This is a genomic window from Alloalcanivorax xenomutans (genome assembly GCF_032810065.1).
GTDB lineage: Bacteria > Pseudomonadota > Gammaproteobacteria > Pseudomonadales > Alcanivoracaceae > Alloalcanivorax > Alloalcanivorax xenomutans.
This window is the reverse complement of the sequence record NZ_CP136538.1, coordinates 4,041,224-4,055,330: the sequence shown is the minus strand read 5'-3', so window position 1 is coordinate 4,055,330 and position 14,107 is coordinate 4,041,224. Positions and strand designations below refer to the sequence as shown.

Here is a 14,107-nt window from a genome sequence, read left to right as displayed (position 1 = left end):
GGATTCTACCCCGGAAAGTGGTCGTCGAATTCCTTCAGCACCGTCACCAGCGCCTCGGTGTCCTGAGGCAGATCCTTTAGCGCTTCCTCCGCCATCGGTGCCACGTCGCACTGCGCCGGCAGCGGGTATTCCCCTTCCAGCAGGGCCCGGAACCGGGCAATGAACACCCATTGCAGCCACTGGCTGAATACCATGGTATCGGCGAAGAACGGGGCGACGCTGTCGAACGCCTCGGGGGCCGGTGGCTGTGTTTCCCACAGATCCAGCCGTTGCAGTTCCCGTTGCAGTTGGTCGAGCAGGGTGGTGAGGCGTTGCGTTTGATCAGTCATCGAACAGGGGCAGCAGGTCGGTAAGTTCGTGAAGGTTGTGAATGTAATGGCTCGGTTGATCCAGGTCCGAAGGCCAGGACAGATCGATCAGATTGGCCCACACCGCATGGAAACCATGCTGGCGCGCCGCGTCCACATCCTCCAATGGATGGTCGCCCACGTGCACCGCCTGGGTGGCGCTGACGCCGGCGCTGTGCAGGGCGGCATGGAACATGTCCGCTTCCGGTTTGCGTTTGCCGATGCTTTCCGCGGAATGATGGAAAGCAAACAAATCACGAATGCCGATTTGCTTCAGGTCGGCGTTGCCATTGCTGAGCGCGCCCAGGGTGTAGCTGTCCGCCAGGGTTTCCAGCACTTCCAGCGCGCCGGGGAAAAAACTGACTTTATTGCGTGCTTCGTGGAATACCAGAAAGGCATCCTGGGCAATGTGGCGGGCCTCGCGCTCGGCGAAGCCGGCCTCGATAAAGGCCTGGGCCATGGCGTCCCGGCGCAGCCGGGTCAGATTATTGAGATAGTCCGGTTGCTCGCCGATCAGCCGGTCACGTACCGAGCGGATGCGCTCGGCGGTCAGAGCCGCGGACGCCTCCGGATGATGCTCGGCGATCCAGGCACTGCAGGTGCGTTCCGCCTGACGAATCACCTCATCCACCGGCCAGAGGGTATTGTCCAGGTCGAAGGTGATCAGTTTCAGTCCAGTCATAGGGAATCGGAGAGCAGCGGGTTGATCGGGGCAGCAGGCTATCCACTATCCCCGATCAACCCGCCGTGATCAATCGTCTTTCTTGCGCTGGGCGCGTGGATGGGCGTCGTCGTAGATCCGTGCCAGATGCTGGAAATCCAGGTGGGTATAGACCTGGGTGGTGCTGAGATTGGCGTGGCCGAGCAACTCCTGCACCGCGCGCAGGTCGCCGGAGGATTCGAGCAGGTGGGTGGCGTAGGAATGGCGCAGCTTATGCGGGTGCAGATGCTCGCCAAGGCCCCGCTTAACCGCCGCCTGACGCAGGCGCTGCTGCACCGTGGCCGGTGACACCCGCCGTCCGCGCTGGCTGACGAACAAAGCCGGCTGGTCCGGTGAGGTGAGCTGGCCTCGCACCGACAGCCAGCGGCGCAGGGCGGCCAGGGCCGGCTTGCCCACCGGCAGCAGGCGGGTCTTGTTGCCCTTGCCGGTGACCCGTACCTGGCCGGCGGTGATGTCGATGCTGTCCAGATTCAGGCTGATCAGTTCCGCCAGCCGCAGGCCACAGCCATAGAGCAGCTCCATCATCGCCTGGTCGCGCCGGTCCAGCGGCGTGCCGCTGGCCTCTTCGCTATCGAGCAAATGGCGGGTTTGGTCGGCGTCCAGGGCCTTGGGCAGCCGTTTGCCGCTTTTCGGAGCACGAATATCCAGGGCGGGATTGTCGCTGACCCTGCCTTCCCGGATCAGGAAATGAAAAAAAGTGCGCAAAGTGGACAGCAGACGCTGCAGGCTTCGCCCGCCGAGACCATCCCGGTGCAGCCGCGCCACCAGGGCGCGCAGATCGTGCACCGTGACGTGGCGCCAGTGGAGGCCGTCCAGGGCCTGACGGGCGCGTTCGAGATCGCGGCGGTAATGTTTGACGGTGTTGGCGGAAAGCCGCCGTTCGCTGTCCAGATGACGGATAAAATCCGCCACCCAATCAGCGTCGCTGGCGGCGGTCATGGGGTCAGGCCCGTTGCGCCTGGCGGGCGGTACTGGAACGGCCCACTTCGCTGAGACGGCGCGCCAGGATATCGCCCAGGTGGTTGATGAACAGAGTGTCCATGCCGCTGCGGAAGTGCATGGCGTCACGGCTGCCGATGGCCAGCAGACCGACCGGGCCATGGAAATCCAGCGGGATCAGGGCGGCGGATTGCACCTGCTCGCTCTGCTCCTGGAACAGCGCTTTCAGTTCTTCCTGGCGGAACACGCCGCACACCGACTTGCCCGGACGCAGCATCGGCGCCAGGCCGGAGGGCAGCGCTTCATCGTCGATCAGCCGTACCTGCTTGCGCAATTCGCCGAGAATCGGGATCTCGCGGTCGTGCAGCAGCAAAGCCACGGCGTCGCAATGGAAGTCGTCTTCCAGGGTACGCACCAGGCCCCGGAACAGCTTGTCGGGGGTGCGTGCTTCCAGCAGGGCCAGGGTCAGGCTTCGCGTCAGTTCGAACAGACGGTCATTTTCCCGCGCCACGTCAAGCAGGCCGTTCAGGCGTTCGCGTAACTCCTGATTGCGTTCGCGCAGGATCGCCGCCTGGCGTTCCAGCAAGGAAACCGCCTGGCCGCGGGCGTCCGGCAGACGCAGCAGTTCCAGCAGCTCCGGCCGTTGCTGAAAATAGTCCGGGTGCTGGCGCAGGAAAGCGGCGACCTGGTCGGCGCTGGTGGGCTTTTGCTCGCTCATGAAATTATCCCCGTGGGTTGGCTCAACGGGCTTTGCTCGGCTGCGGAATGTCGATGGCGCCATCATAGACACGGCTTGCCGGGCCTGTCATCAATACGCCGCTCTGGCCGTCCTGGCTGCTGTAAGGATAGTGGACCTGCAGGGTGCCGCCGAGCAGGTGCACGGTGACGGTGTCGTCGAGCAGGCCGCGGCGCTGGCCGCACAAAACCGCGGCGCAGGCACCGGAGCCGCAGGCCAGGGTTTCACCGGCGCCGCGCTCGTAGACCCGCAGCCGGATCTCATTACGGCCGATCACCTGCATGAATCCCACGTTGACCCGCTCGGGAAACTGCTCGTGGCTTTCCAGCAACGGCCCGACGGTGTCCACCGGGGCGTTGTCCACATTTTCCACCAACAGGACACAATGGGGATTACCCAGCCCCACGGCGGAGACTTCATAGCCGTTGTTGCCGGCCACAAGAAAATAGCTGTCCGCTTCCGCCTTGGCGGTGAAGGGAATGGCTTGCGGAGCCCAGCGCGGCGCGCCCATGTCCACGGTCACCAGGCCATCGTCGGTGACCCGCAAGGTCATTTCGCCGGCGGCGGTCTCCACGCGGATCTCGTGTTTGTCGGTGAGTTCCTCGTCACGGACGAAGCGGGCGAAGCAGCGGGCGCCGTTGCCGCACTGGCTCACTTCGGAACCATCGCTGTTGAAAATGCGGTAGCGAAAGTCCACGCCCTCTTTACGGGCCGGTTGCACCACCAGCATCTGATCGAAGCCAATGCCGAAATGCCGGTCGCCCAAGCGCCGCAGCTCTTCCGCCGGTAACGGCGGGCCGTTTTCCGGCAGCGGCTGGCGCACGCCATCCACGACCACGAAATCGTTGCCAAGCCCGTGCATTTTGGTGAATTTCAGTCGCATGCGACGCATCCGCGCAGATAACGAAAACCACCATTGTACGGGGATTTGCCGGGGAGCAGTAGGGCGGGGATTATTCCAGCAGGGCGGCGCAAATCTTCAGCGCGGTTTCCGTCACCGTGTCCACCGGCTGGGCATAACCGGTGGCCATCCAATATAGCGCGATATGAATGAAGCCGCCCTGGAGGCCGGCCTGGAGCATGGGGTCGAACTGCTGACCGGGCCGGGCCAGGGCCTGGGTCATGTTCTGGATGCCGGCCCGCAGGGCGTCATCGATGGCCCGGTCCACCGCCGGGCTGATGCCGCGAATATCGATCAGCAACAGCCGGGCCACATTCGGTTTGTCTTTCAACTCCTGGAAATAGGAGCGCAGCATGGCGCGGCAGCGGGCCAGCGGGTCGTCCCCCGCGGCCTCGGCGGCGGCCATGTTGTGCGCGCGCAGGCGTCGGGTGGCCTGCTCATAACAGGCGATCAGCAGCTCATCGCTGTGGCCGAAGGATTCATAGAAATAGCGCTGGGTCAGGCCGGCGGCGTCGCACACCTGTTTGACACTGGAATGCCGGTAGCCGTTGTGGCCGTAGACCTCGGTCGCGGCATCGATCAACTGCTGGCGGCGCAGTGCGCGCCGTTCCCGTGCGGCGGTGCCCCGGTACGGTCGCTTGCCTGTGGTTTCTGTGGCCATGAGGATTCTGAAAAGCGGCGTTGTCAAATTATAAGTGACAATATAAATTGTCACTCATGCTTACCAGCAAAGGCCCGCGGCCGTTTCATCGCAAACGCGCAAGCCCGTATTGGCGCGAGGCACAGAGGATATCAGCATGAATAAACAACAAGAACAATTTCAGCCCGCCCCCCTGGATGTCCTGATCATCGGCGCGGGCCTGTCCGGCATCGGCGCGGCCCGGGCCCTGATCGACAAGTGTCCGGACAAGCGCTATCTGATTCTTGAGCGGCGGGATGCCATTGGCGGTACCTGGGACCTGTTCCGCTATCCGGGCATACGGTCGGACTCGGACATGTATACCCTGGGCTACAGCTACAAGCCCTGGACCGGCCGCAAGGCGATTGCCGATGGCGCGGACATCAAGCGCTATATCGAGGAAATCGCCGAAGAGTCCGGAGCCATTCACAACATTTGCTTCCGCCATCAGGTTATGTCGGCCAGCTGGTCCAGTGACGAAGGGTTGTGGACGGTGCGGGTCAAGGCCACCGACCGGACCGGGGAGACGCGGGAGGAGCGCATCCGGACCCGCTTCATCGCCTCCTGCTCGGGCTACTACAGCTACGACGAGGGCTATCGGCCGGAGTTTCCCGGCGAGTCGGACTTTACCGGACAAATCATTCATCCGCAGTTCTGGCCGGAGCAACTGGACTACCAGGGCAAACGCATTGTCGTTATCGGCAGCGGCGCCACCGCCGTCACCCTGGTGCCGGCACTGGCCGAACAGGGGGCGCGGGTCACCATGCTGCAGCGCTCCCCCAGCTATATCTTCGCGCGCCCCCTGGTGGACCGGCTTGCCCACGCCATGCAGCGCTGGTTGCCACTGCCGCTGGCCTATCGCCTGACCCGCTGGAAGAACGTGCTGCTCGGCCAGCGTTTCTTCCACAATGCCCGTACCCGGCCCGGCCCCACCCGGGAATACCTGTTGCATCTGGCACAGCGTCAGATCGGCTCGGGAGTGGACATGAAACACTTCACGCCGGACTACCGTCCCTGGGATCAGCGTGTTTGCGCCGTGCCGGACGGCGATCTGTTTCATATGTTGCGCTCCCGGCGGGTGGATATCGTCACCGATACCATCGACCGCTTCACGCCGGGCGGTATCCGCCTTGCTTCCGGCCAGGAGCTGGAGGCGGACATCATCGTCACCGCCACCGGGCTGAAATTGAACGCCCTGGGCGATGTGCGGCTGGAAGTGGACGGCAAGGCAATGGCGGTGGCCGACTGCATGGCTTACAAAGGCATGATGCTCAGCGATGTGCCGAACCTGATGCTCACTTTTGGTTATACCAACGCGTCCTGGACGTTGAAGGCCGAACTGACCTGCAACTACATGACCCGCCTGTTGCGTTACATGGACAGGAAGGGCGCGCGGATGGCGGTGGCGCGGCGCGATCCGGCCGTCAAGGCGCTGCCGTTCCTCGATTTCAGTTCCGGCTATGTCCAGCGTGGCGTGGATGTCATGCCGCAACAAGGCGACCGCGAATGCTGGCGCGTGCATCAGAATTACCTGAAAGACAAATACATGATCCAGTACGGCAGACTGGATGACGGCGTGCTGCAGTTTCAATAACCACGCTGTTTCAATAACGGTAGGGAAGAAAAACGAAGGAAACGGCTATGGGGTATGTGCTGAGCGGCCTGTTGATCGTGGTGATTCTGATCGCGGCGGGACTTTTTGTTTTCACCTGGATGACGGTGCGCAAAGTGCAGTTTGGCTTGCCGCCGGAGGGCCGTTTCGTCACGGTCATGGGCAACCGTATCCACTACATCGAGCAAGGCAGCGGGCCGGAAACCCTGCTGCTGATTCATGGACTGAGCGGGGTCTCCCAGCACTTCTCCTACAAAGTGCTCGGCGAACTGGCCAAGGATTATCGGGTGGTGGCCATTGATCGCCCCGGCAGCGGCTATTCGGAACGCGCCGCGCGTTCCTCCGCCTCCCTGGTAGTTCAGGCCGATGTGGTGGCCGGCGTCATCGACGCCTTGCAATTGGGTAAGCCGATGTTGGTGGGGCACTCGCTGGGCGGGGCGCTGTCGCTGGCCACGGCGTTGCGGCATCCGGACAAGGTGCGGGGGCTGACGCTGATCGCGCCGCTGACTCATATGCCCGCCGCCGGTCCCTCCAAGGCGTTCGCGGCGCTGGGCATACGCCAGTCCTGGTTGCGCCTGTTGGTGGCCTGGACGCTGATGGTGCCGATGACCATGCGTTATCGGGAAAAGGTGTTGGATATCGTGTTCGGGCCGGAAACAGTGCCAGCCGACTATGCGATACGCGGTGGTGGCGCGCTCGGGCTGAGACCCAGTCATTTCATCGCGGCGTCACGGGATTTGCTGGCACTGGATGGAGTAGTGCCGGAGCTGCAGCAGAGTTATGCCGATCTGCAAGTGCCGGTCCGGATTCTCTATGGCCGCGACGACCGCATTCTCGACCCCCGGGAACAGGGGCAGGGGATGGTGGACCGGTTCCCGGACAAAGTGGAACTGGAGCTTATCGAAGGCGGCCACATGTTGCCGCTGACCCAGCCGGAGGTGACCACGGATTTCATCCGGCGCGGCATGCGGGCCTTGCCGCCCGCCTGATGGAGGGAAAGCCGGGGCCGCACCGAGTATAGGCGTGTTGGTTGCTCCCCGCGTACAATGCCGGTTTGCCGCCTCGGGACCCGCCATGCTCAGTTACCGTCACAGTTATCACGCCGGCAGTTTCGCCGATGTCCTCAAGCATTTGGTGGAAGTGGCGATCCTCGATCATCTGCGGCTCAAACCGAAGCCGTTCACCGTGCACGATACCCATGGCGGCGCCGGGCGCTATGCCATTGACGACGCGCACATGCAGAAGACCGGGGAGTACGTGGATGGTATCGCCCGCCTGTTCGGTGAGCGTACCGGCGTGGCCGCGGTGGACCGCTATCTGTCGGTGGTGGCGCAACTCAATCCGGTGGGGCGCCTGAGTCACTATCCCGGATCGCCCCTGATTGCCGCCCACCTGCTTCGTGAGCAGGATCGTCTGCAGTGTACCGAGCTGCACAGCACTGACTTTGAGCTGTTACGGCAGGAATTCGCTGGTGACAGACGAGTCCGCGTGGAGAAGCTGGACGCCTGGCAGGGTCTCAAGGCGTTGCTGCCGCCGCGGCACCGTCGTGGACTGGTTCTGATCGACCCGTCCTATGAACTGGAAGCGGACTACACCCAGGTGGTGGAAGCGGTGCGCCAGGCGTTGCGTAAATTCGCCACCGCCACCTACGCGATCTGGTATCCGGTGTTGGAACGTAACCGTACCGAGCGCTTCGTGCGCCGGTTCGTGGAAGCGGACATTCCCAACCTGCTGCGCCTGGAATGTTGCGTGCGCGCCGACGCCAGCGGACGTGGCATGACCGGCTCCGGGCTGCTGGTGATCAATCCGCCTTATACTCTGGCGGCAAACATGAAGCAGGCGATGCCGGTGTTGCAGGCGGCGCTGGGAGACGGTCACGGCCACCACCGGGTGGCGCAGCTTACTGGAGAGTGAGCGGGCAGCGGTACCAGTGTGCCGCGCGCCAGCGGCCTGCTCCGGTGGTGCTCGGTCCCCGATGGCTGGCGCCTAAGTCCCTGTCAGGGCAGCAGCGTTTCCAGCTTGAGCTGATCCTCGATGGTTTCCCGCTGGCGCACCACGAAGGCCTGATCGCCGTCCACCAGAATCTCCGCCGGCCGGCCACGGCTGTTGTAGTTACTGGCCATGGCGAAACCGTAGGCGCCGGCGGAACGCACCGCCAGAAGGTCGCCGGCCTCCAGGGCCAGGGCCCGGTCCTTGCCGAGAAAGTCGCCGGTTTCGCACACCGGGCCGACGATGTCCCAGTCCCGGCAGTCCGCCTCATGGGGCGTCACCGGCACGATGTCCTGCCAGGCGGAATAGAGGCTGGGGCGGATCAGGTCGTTCATGGCGCCGTCGACGATGGCGAAGTTGCGATGCTCGGTGGGTTTCAGGAACAGCACCTGGGTCAGGAACACGCCGGCATTGGCGGCGATGGCGCGGCCCGGTTCGATGTGTACCGGTAACTCGCCGGGAATGTGCCGCAGCAGGGCGGCCACGTAATCCTCGTGGGCCGGTGGTGTTTCGTCGTTGTAAGTGACGCCGAGACCGCCGCCCAGATCCAGGTGGTGGATCTCGATGCCCAGTTCCTGCAGTTCGGTCAGCAGTGCCAGCACCCGCTCCAGCGCGTCCTCGAACGGCTCCAGACGGGTCAGTTGGCTGCCGATGTGGCAGTCGATGCCGAGAATCCGGATGTGCGGTAGTTCCGCCGCTCGTTGATACAACGCCGGCGCCTTGCGGATGTCGACACCGAATTTGTTTTCCTTGAGGCCGGTGGAGATATACGGATGGGTCTGGGCGTCGACATCCGGATTCACCCGGATGGCGATGGGCGCTTCCTGGCCCAGTTCGCCGGCCACCAGGTTGAGCAGTTCCAGTTCCGCCGCCGATTCCACGTTGAAGCAATGGATGCCGACCTGCAGGGCACGGGCCATCTCATCGGCGGTCTTGCCGACGCCGGAGAAGACGATCTTGTCCGGATCGCCGCCGGCACGCAGCACTCGCTCCAGCTCGCCGCCGGAGACGATGTCGAAACCGGCGCCGCAGCGGGCCAGCACATTGAGCACCGCCACATTGCTGTTGGCCTTCACCGCGTAGCAAACCTGATGGGGATGGTCGCCAAAGGCGTCATCGAAGGCGCGGTAGTGCGTCTCCAGGGCGGCCCGGGAATAGACATACAACGGCGTGCCAAAGCGTTCGGCCAGCAGTGTCAGCGGCAATTCCTCGACGTACAGGGTACCGTCGCGGTAGGGAAAGTGATCCATGGGGCTCATCCTGTTAATGCGGGTCCTGGTCCGAATCGTCGTCGTTGTCCACGGCAGGGGCCGTCTCCGTCGCCGGTGGTTGATCCTGGGGCTGGGGCGGCGGGGCCGGCTCGGCGAAGTAGAGCGGGCCTTTCTGGCCGCAACCGCTCAACAGCACCAACACCAACAGGCTCAATGCACGCATGAAAGGCTCCGGGAAGCAGGGTTGAATGCGGCGAGTATAGCGGGTTACCGGGGGTGGATGACACCGCCGCCGGTCACTTTGACGGCGTTCGGCAAGGGATTCTCTCCCCCGGGCTTGCCAAAAAACACCACTGGCCTAATATCAGGGAACAACAACCCAACGGCGTTCCCATCGGAACGCCGTTTTTATAGTGACCGCCGTCCATGGCGGTCATTCCCGGACCGTTGCCGGGCCGATAGAAAAAATCGTTGCCGGTGATGTTATGCCCGCGCCCCGCGGAAGGGGCGCTTCCACAGGAGTATGAACATGTTGCCGCCGCCTATTACGGTGTCGCGATTGGATGTCAGCCGCATTGAGCCGTTGCTGGAGGACCTGGATGACGACCAGGTACTGGGACTGGAAGACGAATTGCTGCGAGCCACGGTGGTGGAACCCCGCAGCATGCCGGCGGATGTGGTGACGATGAACTCCCGGGTCCGCTGCCGTGAGGAAAACAGCGGTCGGGAATGGTCGGTGACACTGGTGTACCCGCAAGACGCCGGCAAGCCCGACACCGTGTCGATATTGGCGCCGGTGGGCGCGGCCTTGCTGGGACTGGCCAAGGGCCAGAGTATCGACTGGCCGGGCCGCAATGGCCGAACCCTGCGCATCGTCATCCTTGACGTCGAGTACCAGCCGGAAGCCGCCGGCGACTACGACCTGTGATCGCGCCGGGCCTGTGCCCGGCGTTCCCCACCTTGCCGCTTTCATTACCTGAAGAGATAGCCGCCATGAGCCTGGATAGCGTGCGCGCGTTTTTCGCCGAAAAAGCACCGGAGATTCGTATCATCGAGCTGGACACCAGTACCGCCACGGTGGCGCTGGCCGCCCAGGCTCACGGTGTCGAGCCCGGGCAGATCGCCAAAACTCTGGCGTTCCGGGTCGGTGAACGGGAAATCCTGGTGGTGGCTCGCGGTGATGCCCGTATCGATAACCGAAAAATGCGCGCGGTATTCGAGGCCAAAGCGAAAATGCTCGACGCGGAAACCGTATTGGCGCTCACCGGCCACCCGGTCGGCGGCGTCTGTCCTTTCGGATTGGCCACGCCACTACCGGTGTACTGCGATCAATCCCTGCGCCTTTACGACGAAGTGCTTCCCGCCGCCGGCGCCACCCACAGCGCGGTGCGTATCGCGCCGCAGCGGCTGGCGGAGCTGGTGGAAGGCGAATGGGTGGACGTTTGCCAACTGCCGGAGCCGGCCAACGGGATGTGACGGTGGCTGCTCACATCACCGGCACACCAATCAACCAGGGATGCAGGAAAACAGCGAACAGGCCATAGGCCACCAGCCCCACCACCACGGTGGTAATGGTGGCGCTGGAGCGGCCGCCGGTCCGGCTGGCCGGTTCCCGCCGGCGGGCGGCGCGGAATGCCAGAATCGCCCAGACCAGGAAGGCGGCGAACAGAACGATGTCACCCAGCCGGCCATTGGACAGCAGGTGGGCCAGGGCCCAGACCTTCACCGCCAGCATCATCGGGTGGCCCAGGCGGGCCTTGATGGCATTGCCGGGCACATAGGCCGCCACCAGCAGAATCAGCGCCGGTATCATCAGCAGCACGGTGAGATGGCGCAAGGCCACCGGCGGGTTCCAGACAAACACAGGATCAAGCCGGGTCTGACCATACCCCCAGATCGTCAATACCAGCCCGATCAGGGCCACCAGTGAATAGATCCCCTTCCAGGCGGGTTCCCCCAGCTGTTGAATCCGGGCCTGGCGCCAGGGCTCGGCGAAGATACGTACGGAATGGACGCCCAGAAACAGCACGAGTCCGATAATCATTATTGTCATGACTGGCTTCCTTTTAAAAAGGTGGCTATGTCGGTGTGGCAATGCCAATGGAACACTGACCCGGAGCATAGCGGACATGGCGGCGTGGGGTCACCGGGGGTGCCCACTTCGTAGTGCGGTCAGCCACAGAGCCTTGATTTCTTCCACCAGAGTGTCGCTGGAGAGACCTTCGGGAGGTGCCAGCACGGCGCCGTGGACCTGTGCCTCCACACCTTGCACCAGCAGCAGGGCGCGGGCCTCGGGATGGGGGCCGCCAACACCAAGACGGGTCAATTGCCCAGCCACCGCCGTGGCCATCAACGTTTCCAGGCGCCGGAACCTCGACATCAGTGCCGCCGATCGGGGTGTTTGCTCGAACAGCAAGCGATGCATGGCGGGGTTGTGCCGGTGCAGTGCCACGGTGGCCTCGATCAACGAGGTCAGGGTTGTTTCCAGGTCCGGACGTTCCTGCTCCAATTGTTGGAAGACGGCGCTCAAGGTCGCGCCGCTTTCCTCCATATGCCGCTCGCTCAACGCCAGCAGCAGCGCCTCCTTGTTTGGGAAATACTGATACAGCGAGCCGATGGACACACCGGCCCGCTCCGCCACCTTGTTGGTGGTGGTGCCGGTATAGCCCCGTTCCCCGAAAAGCTGAGCCGCCGCCTCCAGAATCGCGTCCCAGGTGGCGCGGGAGCGCTGTTGGCGGGGCTTTTTGCGGATGCCGGTCATGGCGGTGAATGCGAGTAGCGGCGGACGGCCTGAAATGTGAGATTTACTCGTGTTTGTGCCGATGTGCAATACGCAGCCCACCGATAGCCGGTAAGGAGCAACCATGAGCGACCCGATCACACTGCGATTTGCATCCCGCTTATCCGTACCGGAATCCCGAATCTGGCAATGGATCACTTCGGTGGACGGTATTGCCGCGGAACTGCGCCCGTGGCTACGCATGACGGCGCCGAAGGGGATTCATTCTCTGGATGACGTTGAGGTGCGTTGCGGAACACGCCTGTTCCGCAGCTATATTTTTCTGTTCGGCGTCCTGCCCATTGATTATTCGGACATGACGCTGCTGGCGCTGGACCCGGGCCGGGGCTTCCTGGAACAGTCGCCCATGGGATCCATGGCGCTGTGGCGTCATGAGCGGCGTATTCTGCCTTGTGAGGATGACCCGGACAGCCATCTGCTGGTGGACCAACTGACGTTCAAGCCCCGCCTGGCGGCCCCCTTGACGCGATGGTTCATCCGCCGGGTCTTTACCCACCGGCACCGCGTATTGCGGCGCCGGCTCCGCACAGCCGCCTAGCCGGCGCGGCCATCGACCATCGGGAATGATGGAGGAGGTTTCCACCAAAGTGATATAATGATAACAATTCGCATTATTGACTGGGGTGGGGACTGCTATGACGATCGCCGGTGAGAAGGAGGCCTTCGAGCGCCGTATCGACCAGTTGTATCACTCCCATTCCGGTTGGCTGAGAGGGTGGCTGCGGCGGCGCCTGGACTGCTCACATAGCGCCGAGGATCTGACCCAGGATACCTTCATGCGGCTGCTGACCGCCCGTGACCGGGACGGGGTGCTGGCGGTGCGCGAGCCGCGCGCTTACCTGAGTACCGTGGCCGGTCGCTTGCTGGTGAACCATTATCGGCGCCTGTCCCTGGAACGGACCTACAAGGAAACCCTGGCGCTGCTGCCTCCGGAGCAGGCGCCTTCGCCGGAATGGCGGCTGGCCTTGCTGGAAACGCTGCAGGAAGTGGATGCTCTCCTGGACCGGTTACCGGAAAAGGTGCGCACCGCTTTTCTCCTGTCCCAATTGGAAGGGCTGACCTATGCCGCCATCGCCGAACATCTGGTGGTGAGCGAGCGCACCGTGAAACGCTACATGGCCCGGGCCCTGGAAGAATGCATTCTGCTGATGGACTGAACTCTGATGGGGTAAACAAGGACGGCAGCCAGTCGTTGCAGCGTGAGGTGGCGCGCCGTGCCGCTCACTGGTTCCTGCGCTGGCGCGAAGCCGATCTGGACGACGCCGAACGCGCCGACCTGGAACGCTGGCGGGCCGCGCATCCGGATCACGAGCGGGCCTGGCAGCGGGCCTTGCGTCTTGCCGAAACGTTCGAGCGGATCCCCGCCGAAGTGGGTATGCGTACCCTGGATCGCCGCCAGCGTCTGGACCGCCGCGGCGCGCTCAAGCATCTGGCGGTATTGATCGGTCTGGCTCCGGCGGCTTATCTGGCGGCGCGCGCGCTGCCCTGGAGCGAGTGGAACGCCAGCTATCGCACCGGTATTGGTGAACGCCGCGAGCTGGTCCTCGATGACGGCTCCCGTGTCATGCTTAACGCAGGCTCCGCTCTGGACGTGCTGTTTGATCGGGAACAACGGCTGTTATTGTTGCGTGCCGGTGAAATTCTGGTGACCAGCGGCGACGATGGCTTGCCACCGTCGCAACGGCATCGGCCACTGCGGGTGCGCACCAGCGAGGGCCTGATCGAGGCTCTGGGCACCCGTTTCCTGGTACGGCGCGGCTCGGCGGCGTCCACCCGGGTGGCCGTGTTCGAAGGCGCGGTGGTGATTCGCCCCGGCGATGCCTCGGCGTCGGCGTCACCGCGAGTGTTGCATGCCGGCCAGCAGGCCCGTTTCAGCCATGAGGCAATTGGCTCCACCAAGACCGCACCGCCAGAACTGGCGGCCTGGACCGAAGGGCGGCTGGTGGCCGATGACATGCCGCTGAGTCGCTTCCTGAAAGAACTGGCGCGCTATCGTCATGGCGTGGTGCGTTGCGATGAAGATGCCGGCGCGCTGCGTATCAGCGGTACTTTCCAGCTTGATCACAGTGACCAGATCCTGGCGGCGCTGCCGGCCACGGTGCCGGTGGACGTGGCCTTTCTGACGCCCTACTGGGTGACGGTGCGCGCCCGCTGAAATGCGCTGTCCCCTTT

18 protein-coding genes are annotated in these 14,107 nt (G+C 63.6%); 8 read left to right on the top strand and 10 right to left on the bottom strand.

Annotation, left to right across the window (positions count from 1 at the left end):
* Positions 1–5: 5 nt before the first annotated feature.
* The 6 genes from RYH70_RS18765 to RYH70_RS18740 all read right to left on the bottom strand — a co-directional run bounded on the left by RYH70_RS18765 (position 6) and on the right by RYH70_RS18740 (position 4,305).
* Complete coding sequence (locus tag RYH70_RS18765; RefSeq protein ID WP_080531655.1) at positions 6–329, bottom strand: YqcC family protein; 324 nt, start codon at positions 327–329, stop codon at positions 6–8.
* Positions 322–1,029 (bottom strand): HAD family hydrolase, encoded by a 708-nt coding sequence (locus tag RYH70_RS18760; protein ID WP_022994905.1) that lies wholly within the window; start codon positions 1,027–1,029, stop codon positions 322–324. Before RYH70_RS18760 ends, RYH70_RS18765 begins: the two co-directional genes overlap by 8 nt.
* Positions 1,030–1,098: 69 nt before the next feature.
* Positions 1,099–2,007 carry a tyrosine recombinase XerC gene (gene xerC, locus RYH70_RS18755; RefSeq protein ID WP_317009498.1) on the bottom strand — a complete coding sequence of 303 codons (909 nt, stop codon included), beginning with the start codon at positions 2,005–2,007 and terminating at the stop codon, positions 1,099–1,101.
* A gap of 4 nt (positions 2,008–2,011) precedes the next feature.
* Entirely contained in the window at positions 2,012–2,725 is a 714-nt protein-coding gene (locus tag RYH70_RS18750) for a DUF484 family protein (protein WP_063140985.1), read from the bottom strand.
* Between the two features lie 22 nt (positions 2,726–2,747).
* Positions 2,748–3,626 (bottom strand): diaminopimelate epimerase, encoded by an 879-nt coding sequence (gene dapF / locus RYH70_RS18745; protein ID WP_063140983.1) that lies wholly within the window; start codon positions 3,624–3,626, stop codon positions 2,748–2,750.
* 70 nt (positions 3,627–3,696) lie between these two features.
* On the bottom strand, positions 3,697–4,305 hold the full coding sequence (locus RYH70_RS18740; protein WP_022994909.1) for a TetR/AcrR family transcriptional regulator: 609 nt from the start codon (positions 4,303–4,305) through the stop codon (positions 3,697–3,699).
* A gap of 136 nt (positions 4,306–4,441) precedes the next feature.
* On the opposite strand from RYH70_RS18740, the gene RYH70_RS18735 reads away from it, so the two are divergent.
* The 3 genes from RYH70_RS18735 to RYH70_RS18725 all read left to right on the top strand — a co-directional run bounded on the left by RYH70_RS18735 (position 4,442) and on the right by RYH70_RS18725 (position 7,849).
* Complete coding sequence (locus RYH70_RS18735; protein WP_284454974.1) at positions 4,442–5,917, top strand: flavin-containing monooxygenase; 1,476 nt, start codon at positions 4,442–4,444, stop codon at positions 5,915–5,917.
* Positions 5,918–5,964: 47 nt separating this feature from the next.
* Positions 5,965–6,924 (top strand): alpha/beta fold hydrolase, encoded by a 960-nt coding sequence (locus tag RYH70_RS18730; RefSeq protein WP_317009497.1) that lies wholly within the window; start codon positions 5,965–5,967, stop codon positions 6,922–6,924.
* A gap of 85 nt (positions 6,925–7,009) precedes the next feature.
* Complete coding sequence (locus tag RYH70_RS18725; protein WP_022994912.1) at positions 7,010–7,849, top strand: 23S rRNA (adenine(2030)-N(6))-methyltransferase RlmJ; 840 nt, start codon at positions 7,010–7,012, stop codon at positions 7,847–7,849.
* 83 nt (positions 7,850–7,932) lie between these two features.
* Here the strand turns inward: RYH70_RS18725 and lysA are convergent, their stop codons facing one another.
* The gene (gene lysA / locus RYH70_RS18720; protein WP_022994913.1) at positions 7,933–9,174 is read right to left on the bottom strand and encodes a diaminopimelate decarboxylase; all 1,242 of its coding nucleotides are present in this window, start codon (positions 9,172–9,174) and stop codon (positions 7,933–7,935) included.
* Positions 9,175–9,187: 13 nt separating this feature from the next.
* A complete protein-coding gene (lptM, locus tag RYH70_RS18715; RefSeq protein ID WP_022994914.1) occupies positions 9,188–9,358 on the bottom strand; it encodes an LPS translocon maturation chaperone LptM in 171 nt (56 codons plus the stop codon).
* 306 nt (positions 9,359–9,664) lie between these two features.
* Between lptM and rnk the strand changes: the two genes are divergently transcribed.
* Positions 9,665–10,063 (top strand): nucleoside diphosphate kinase regulator, encoded by a 399-nt coding sequence (rnk, locus tag RYH70_RS18710; protein WP_022994915.1) that lies wholly within the window; start codon positions 9,665–9,667, stop codon positions 10,061–10,063.
* 65 nt (positions 10,064–10,128) lie between these two features.
* Positions 10,129–10,611 (top strand): YbaK/EbsC family protein, encoded by a 483-nt coding sequence (locus RYH70_RS18705; RefSeq protein ID WP_026948255.1) that lies wholly within the window; start codon positions 10,129–10,131, stop codon positions 10,609–10,611.
* Between the two features lie 10 nt (positions 10,612–10,621).
* Here the strand turns inward: RYH70_RS18705 and RYH70_RS18700 are convergent, their stop codons facing one another.
* Together RYH70_RS18700 and RYH70_RS18695 are read right to left on the bottom strand one after the other, a co-directional pair.
* Positions 10,622–11,188 carry an NnrU family protein gene (locus tag RYH70_RS18700; protein ID WP_055100506.1) on the bottom strand — a complete coding sequence of 189 codons (567 nt, stop codon included), beginning with the start codon at positions 11,186–11,188 and terminating at the stop codon, positions 10,622–10,624.
* Positions 11,189–11,278: 90 nt separating this feature from the next.
* On the bottom strand, positions 11,279–11,896 hold the full coding sequence (locus tag RYH70_RS18695) for a TetR/AcrR family transcriptional regulator (RefSeq protein WP_035450453.1): 618 nt from the start codon (positions 11,894–11,896) through the stop codon (positions 11,279–11,281).
* A 103-nt stretch (positions 11,897–11,999) separates the two neighbouring features.
* Here RYH70_RS18695 and RYH70_RS18690 point away from each other — a divergent pair, with 103 nt between their 5' ends.
* From RYH70_RS18690 to RYH70_RS18680, 3 genes are all read left to right on the top strand, one after another.
* Positions 12,000–12,473, top strand: a complete 474-nt coding sequence (locus RYH70_RS18690; RefSeq protein ID WP_317009496.1) for a hypothetical protein — start codon at positions 12,000–12,002, stop codon at positions 12,471–12,473.
* Between the two features lie 97 nt (positions 12,474–12,570).
* Positions 12,571–13,092 (top strand): sigma-70 family RNA polymerase sigma factor, encoded by a 522-nt coding sequence (locus RYH70_RS18685; RefSeq protein ID WP_022994925.1) that lies wholly within the window; start codon positions 12,571–12,573, stop codon positions 13,090–13,092.
* Positions 13,071–14,090, top strand: coding sequence for a FecR family protein (locus RYH70_RS18680; RefSeq protein ID WP_317009495.1), 1,020 nt, complete (start codon positions 13,071–13,073; stop codon positions 14,088–14,090). Before RYH70_RS18685 ends, RYH70_RS18680 begins: the two co-directional genes overlap by 22 nt.
* Positions 14,091–14,107: the final 17 nt, after the last annotated feature.

Excerpts from the sequence above, each read along its gene's own strand:
- RYH70_RS18765 (WP_080531655.1), bottom strand. The coding sequence starts at position 329 with ATGACTGATCAAACGCAACGCCTCACCACCCTGCTCGACCAACTGCAA.
- RYH70_RS18760 (WP_022994905.1), bottom strand. The coding sequence starts at position 1,029 with ATGACTGGACTGAAACTGATCACCTTCGACCTGGACAATACCCTCTGG.
- xerC (WP_317009498.1), bottom strand. The coding sequence starts at position 2,007 with ATGACCGCCGCCAGCGACGCTGATTGGGTGGCGGATTTTATCCGTCAT.
- RYH70_RS18750 (WP_063140985.1), bottom strand. The coding sequence starts at position 2,725 with ATGAGCGAGCAAAAGCCCACCAGCGCCGACCAGGTCGCCGCTTTCCTG.
- dapF (WP_063140983.1), bottom strand. The coding sequence starts at position 3,626 with ATGCGACTGAAATTCACCAAAATGCACGGGCTTGGCAACGATTTCGTG.
- RYH70_RS18740 (WP_022994909.1), bottom strand. The coding sequence starts at position 4,305 with ATGGCCACAGAAACCACAGGCAAGCGACCGTACCGGGGCACCGCCGCA.
- RYH70_RS18735 (WP_284454974.1), top strand. The coding sequence starts at position 4,442 with ATGAATAAACAACAAGAACAATTTCAGCCCGCCCCCCTGGATGTCCTG.
- RYH70_RS18730 (WP_317009497.1), top strand. The coding sequence starts at position 5,965 with ATGGGGTATGTGCTGAGCGGCCTGTTGATCGTGGTGATTCTGATCGCG.
- RYH70_RS18725 (WP_022994912.1), top strand. The coding sequence starts at position 7,010 with ATGCTCAGTTACCGTCACAGTTATCACGCCGGCAGTTTCGCCGATGTC.
- lysA (WP_022994913.1), bottom strand. The coding sequence starts at position 9,174 with ATGGATCACTTTCCCTACCGCGACGGTACCCTGTACGTCGAGGAATTG.
- lptM (WP_022994914.1), bottom strand. The coding sequence starts at position 9,358 with ATGCGTGCATTGAGCCTGTTGGTGTTGGTGCTGTTGAGCGGTTGCGGC.
- rnk (WP_022994915.1), top strand. The coding sequence starts at position 9,665 with ATGTTGCCGCCGCCTATTACGGTGTCGCGATTGGATGTCAGCCGCATT.
- RYH70_RS18705 (WP_026948255.1), top strand. The coding sequence starts at position 10,129 with ATGAGCCTGGATAGCGTGCGCGCGTTTTTCGCCGAAAAAGCACCGGAG.
- RYH70_RS18700 (WP_055100506.1), bottom strand. The coding sequence starts at position 11,188 with ATGACAATAATGATTATCGGACTCGTGCTGTTTCTGGGCGTCCATTCC.
- RYH70_RS18695 (WP_035450453.1), bottom strand. The coding sequence starts at position 11,896 with ATGACCGGCATCCGCAAAAAGCCCCGCCAACAGCGCTCCCGCGCCACC.
- RYH70_RS18690 (WP_317009496.1), top strand. The coding sequence starts at position 12,000 with ATGAGCGACCCGATCACACTGCGATTTGCATCCCGCTTATCCGTACCG.
- RYH70_RS18685 (WP_022994925.1), top strand. The coding sequence starts at position 12,571 with ATGACGATCGCCGGTGAGAAGGAGGCCTTCGAGCGCCGTATCGACCAG.
- RYH70_RS18680 (WP_317009495.1), top strand. The coding sequence starts at position 13,071 with ATGCATTCTGCTGATGGACTGAACTCTGATGGGGTAAACAAGGACGGC.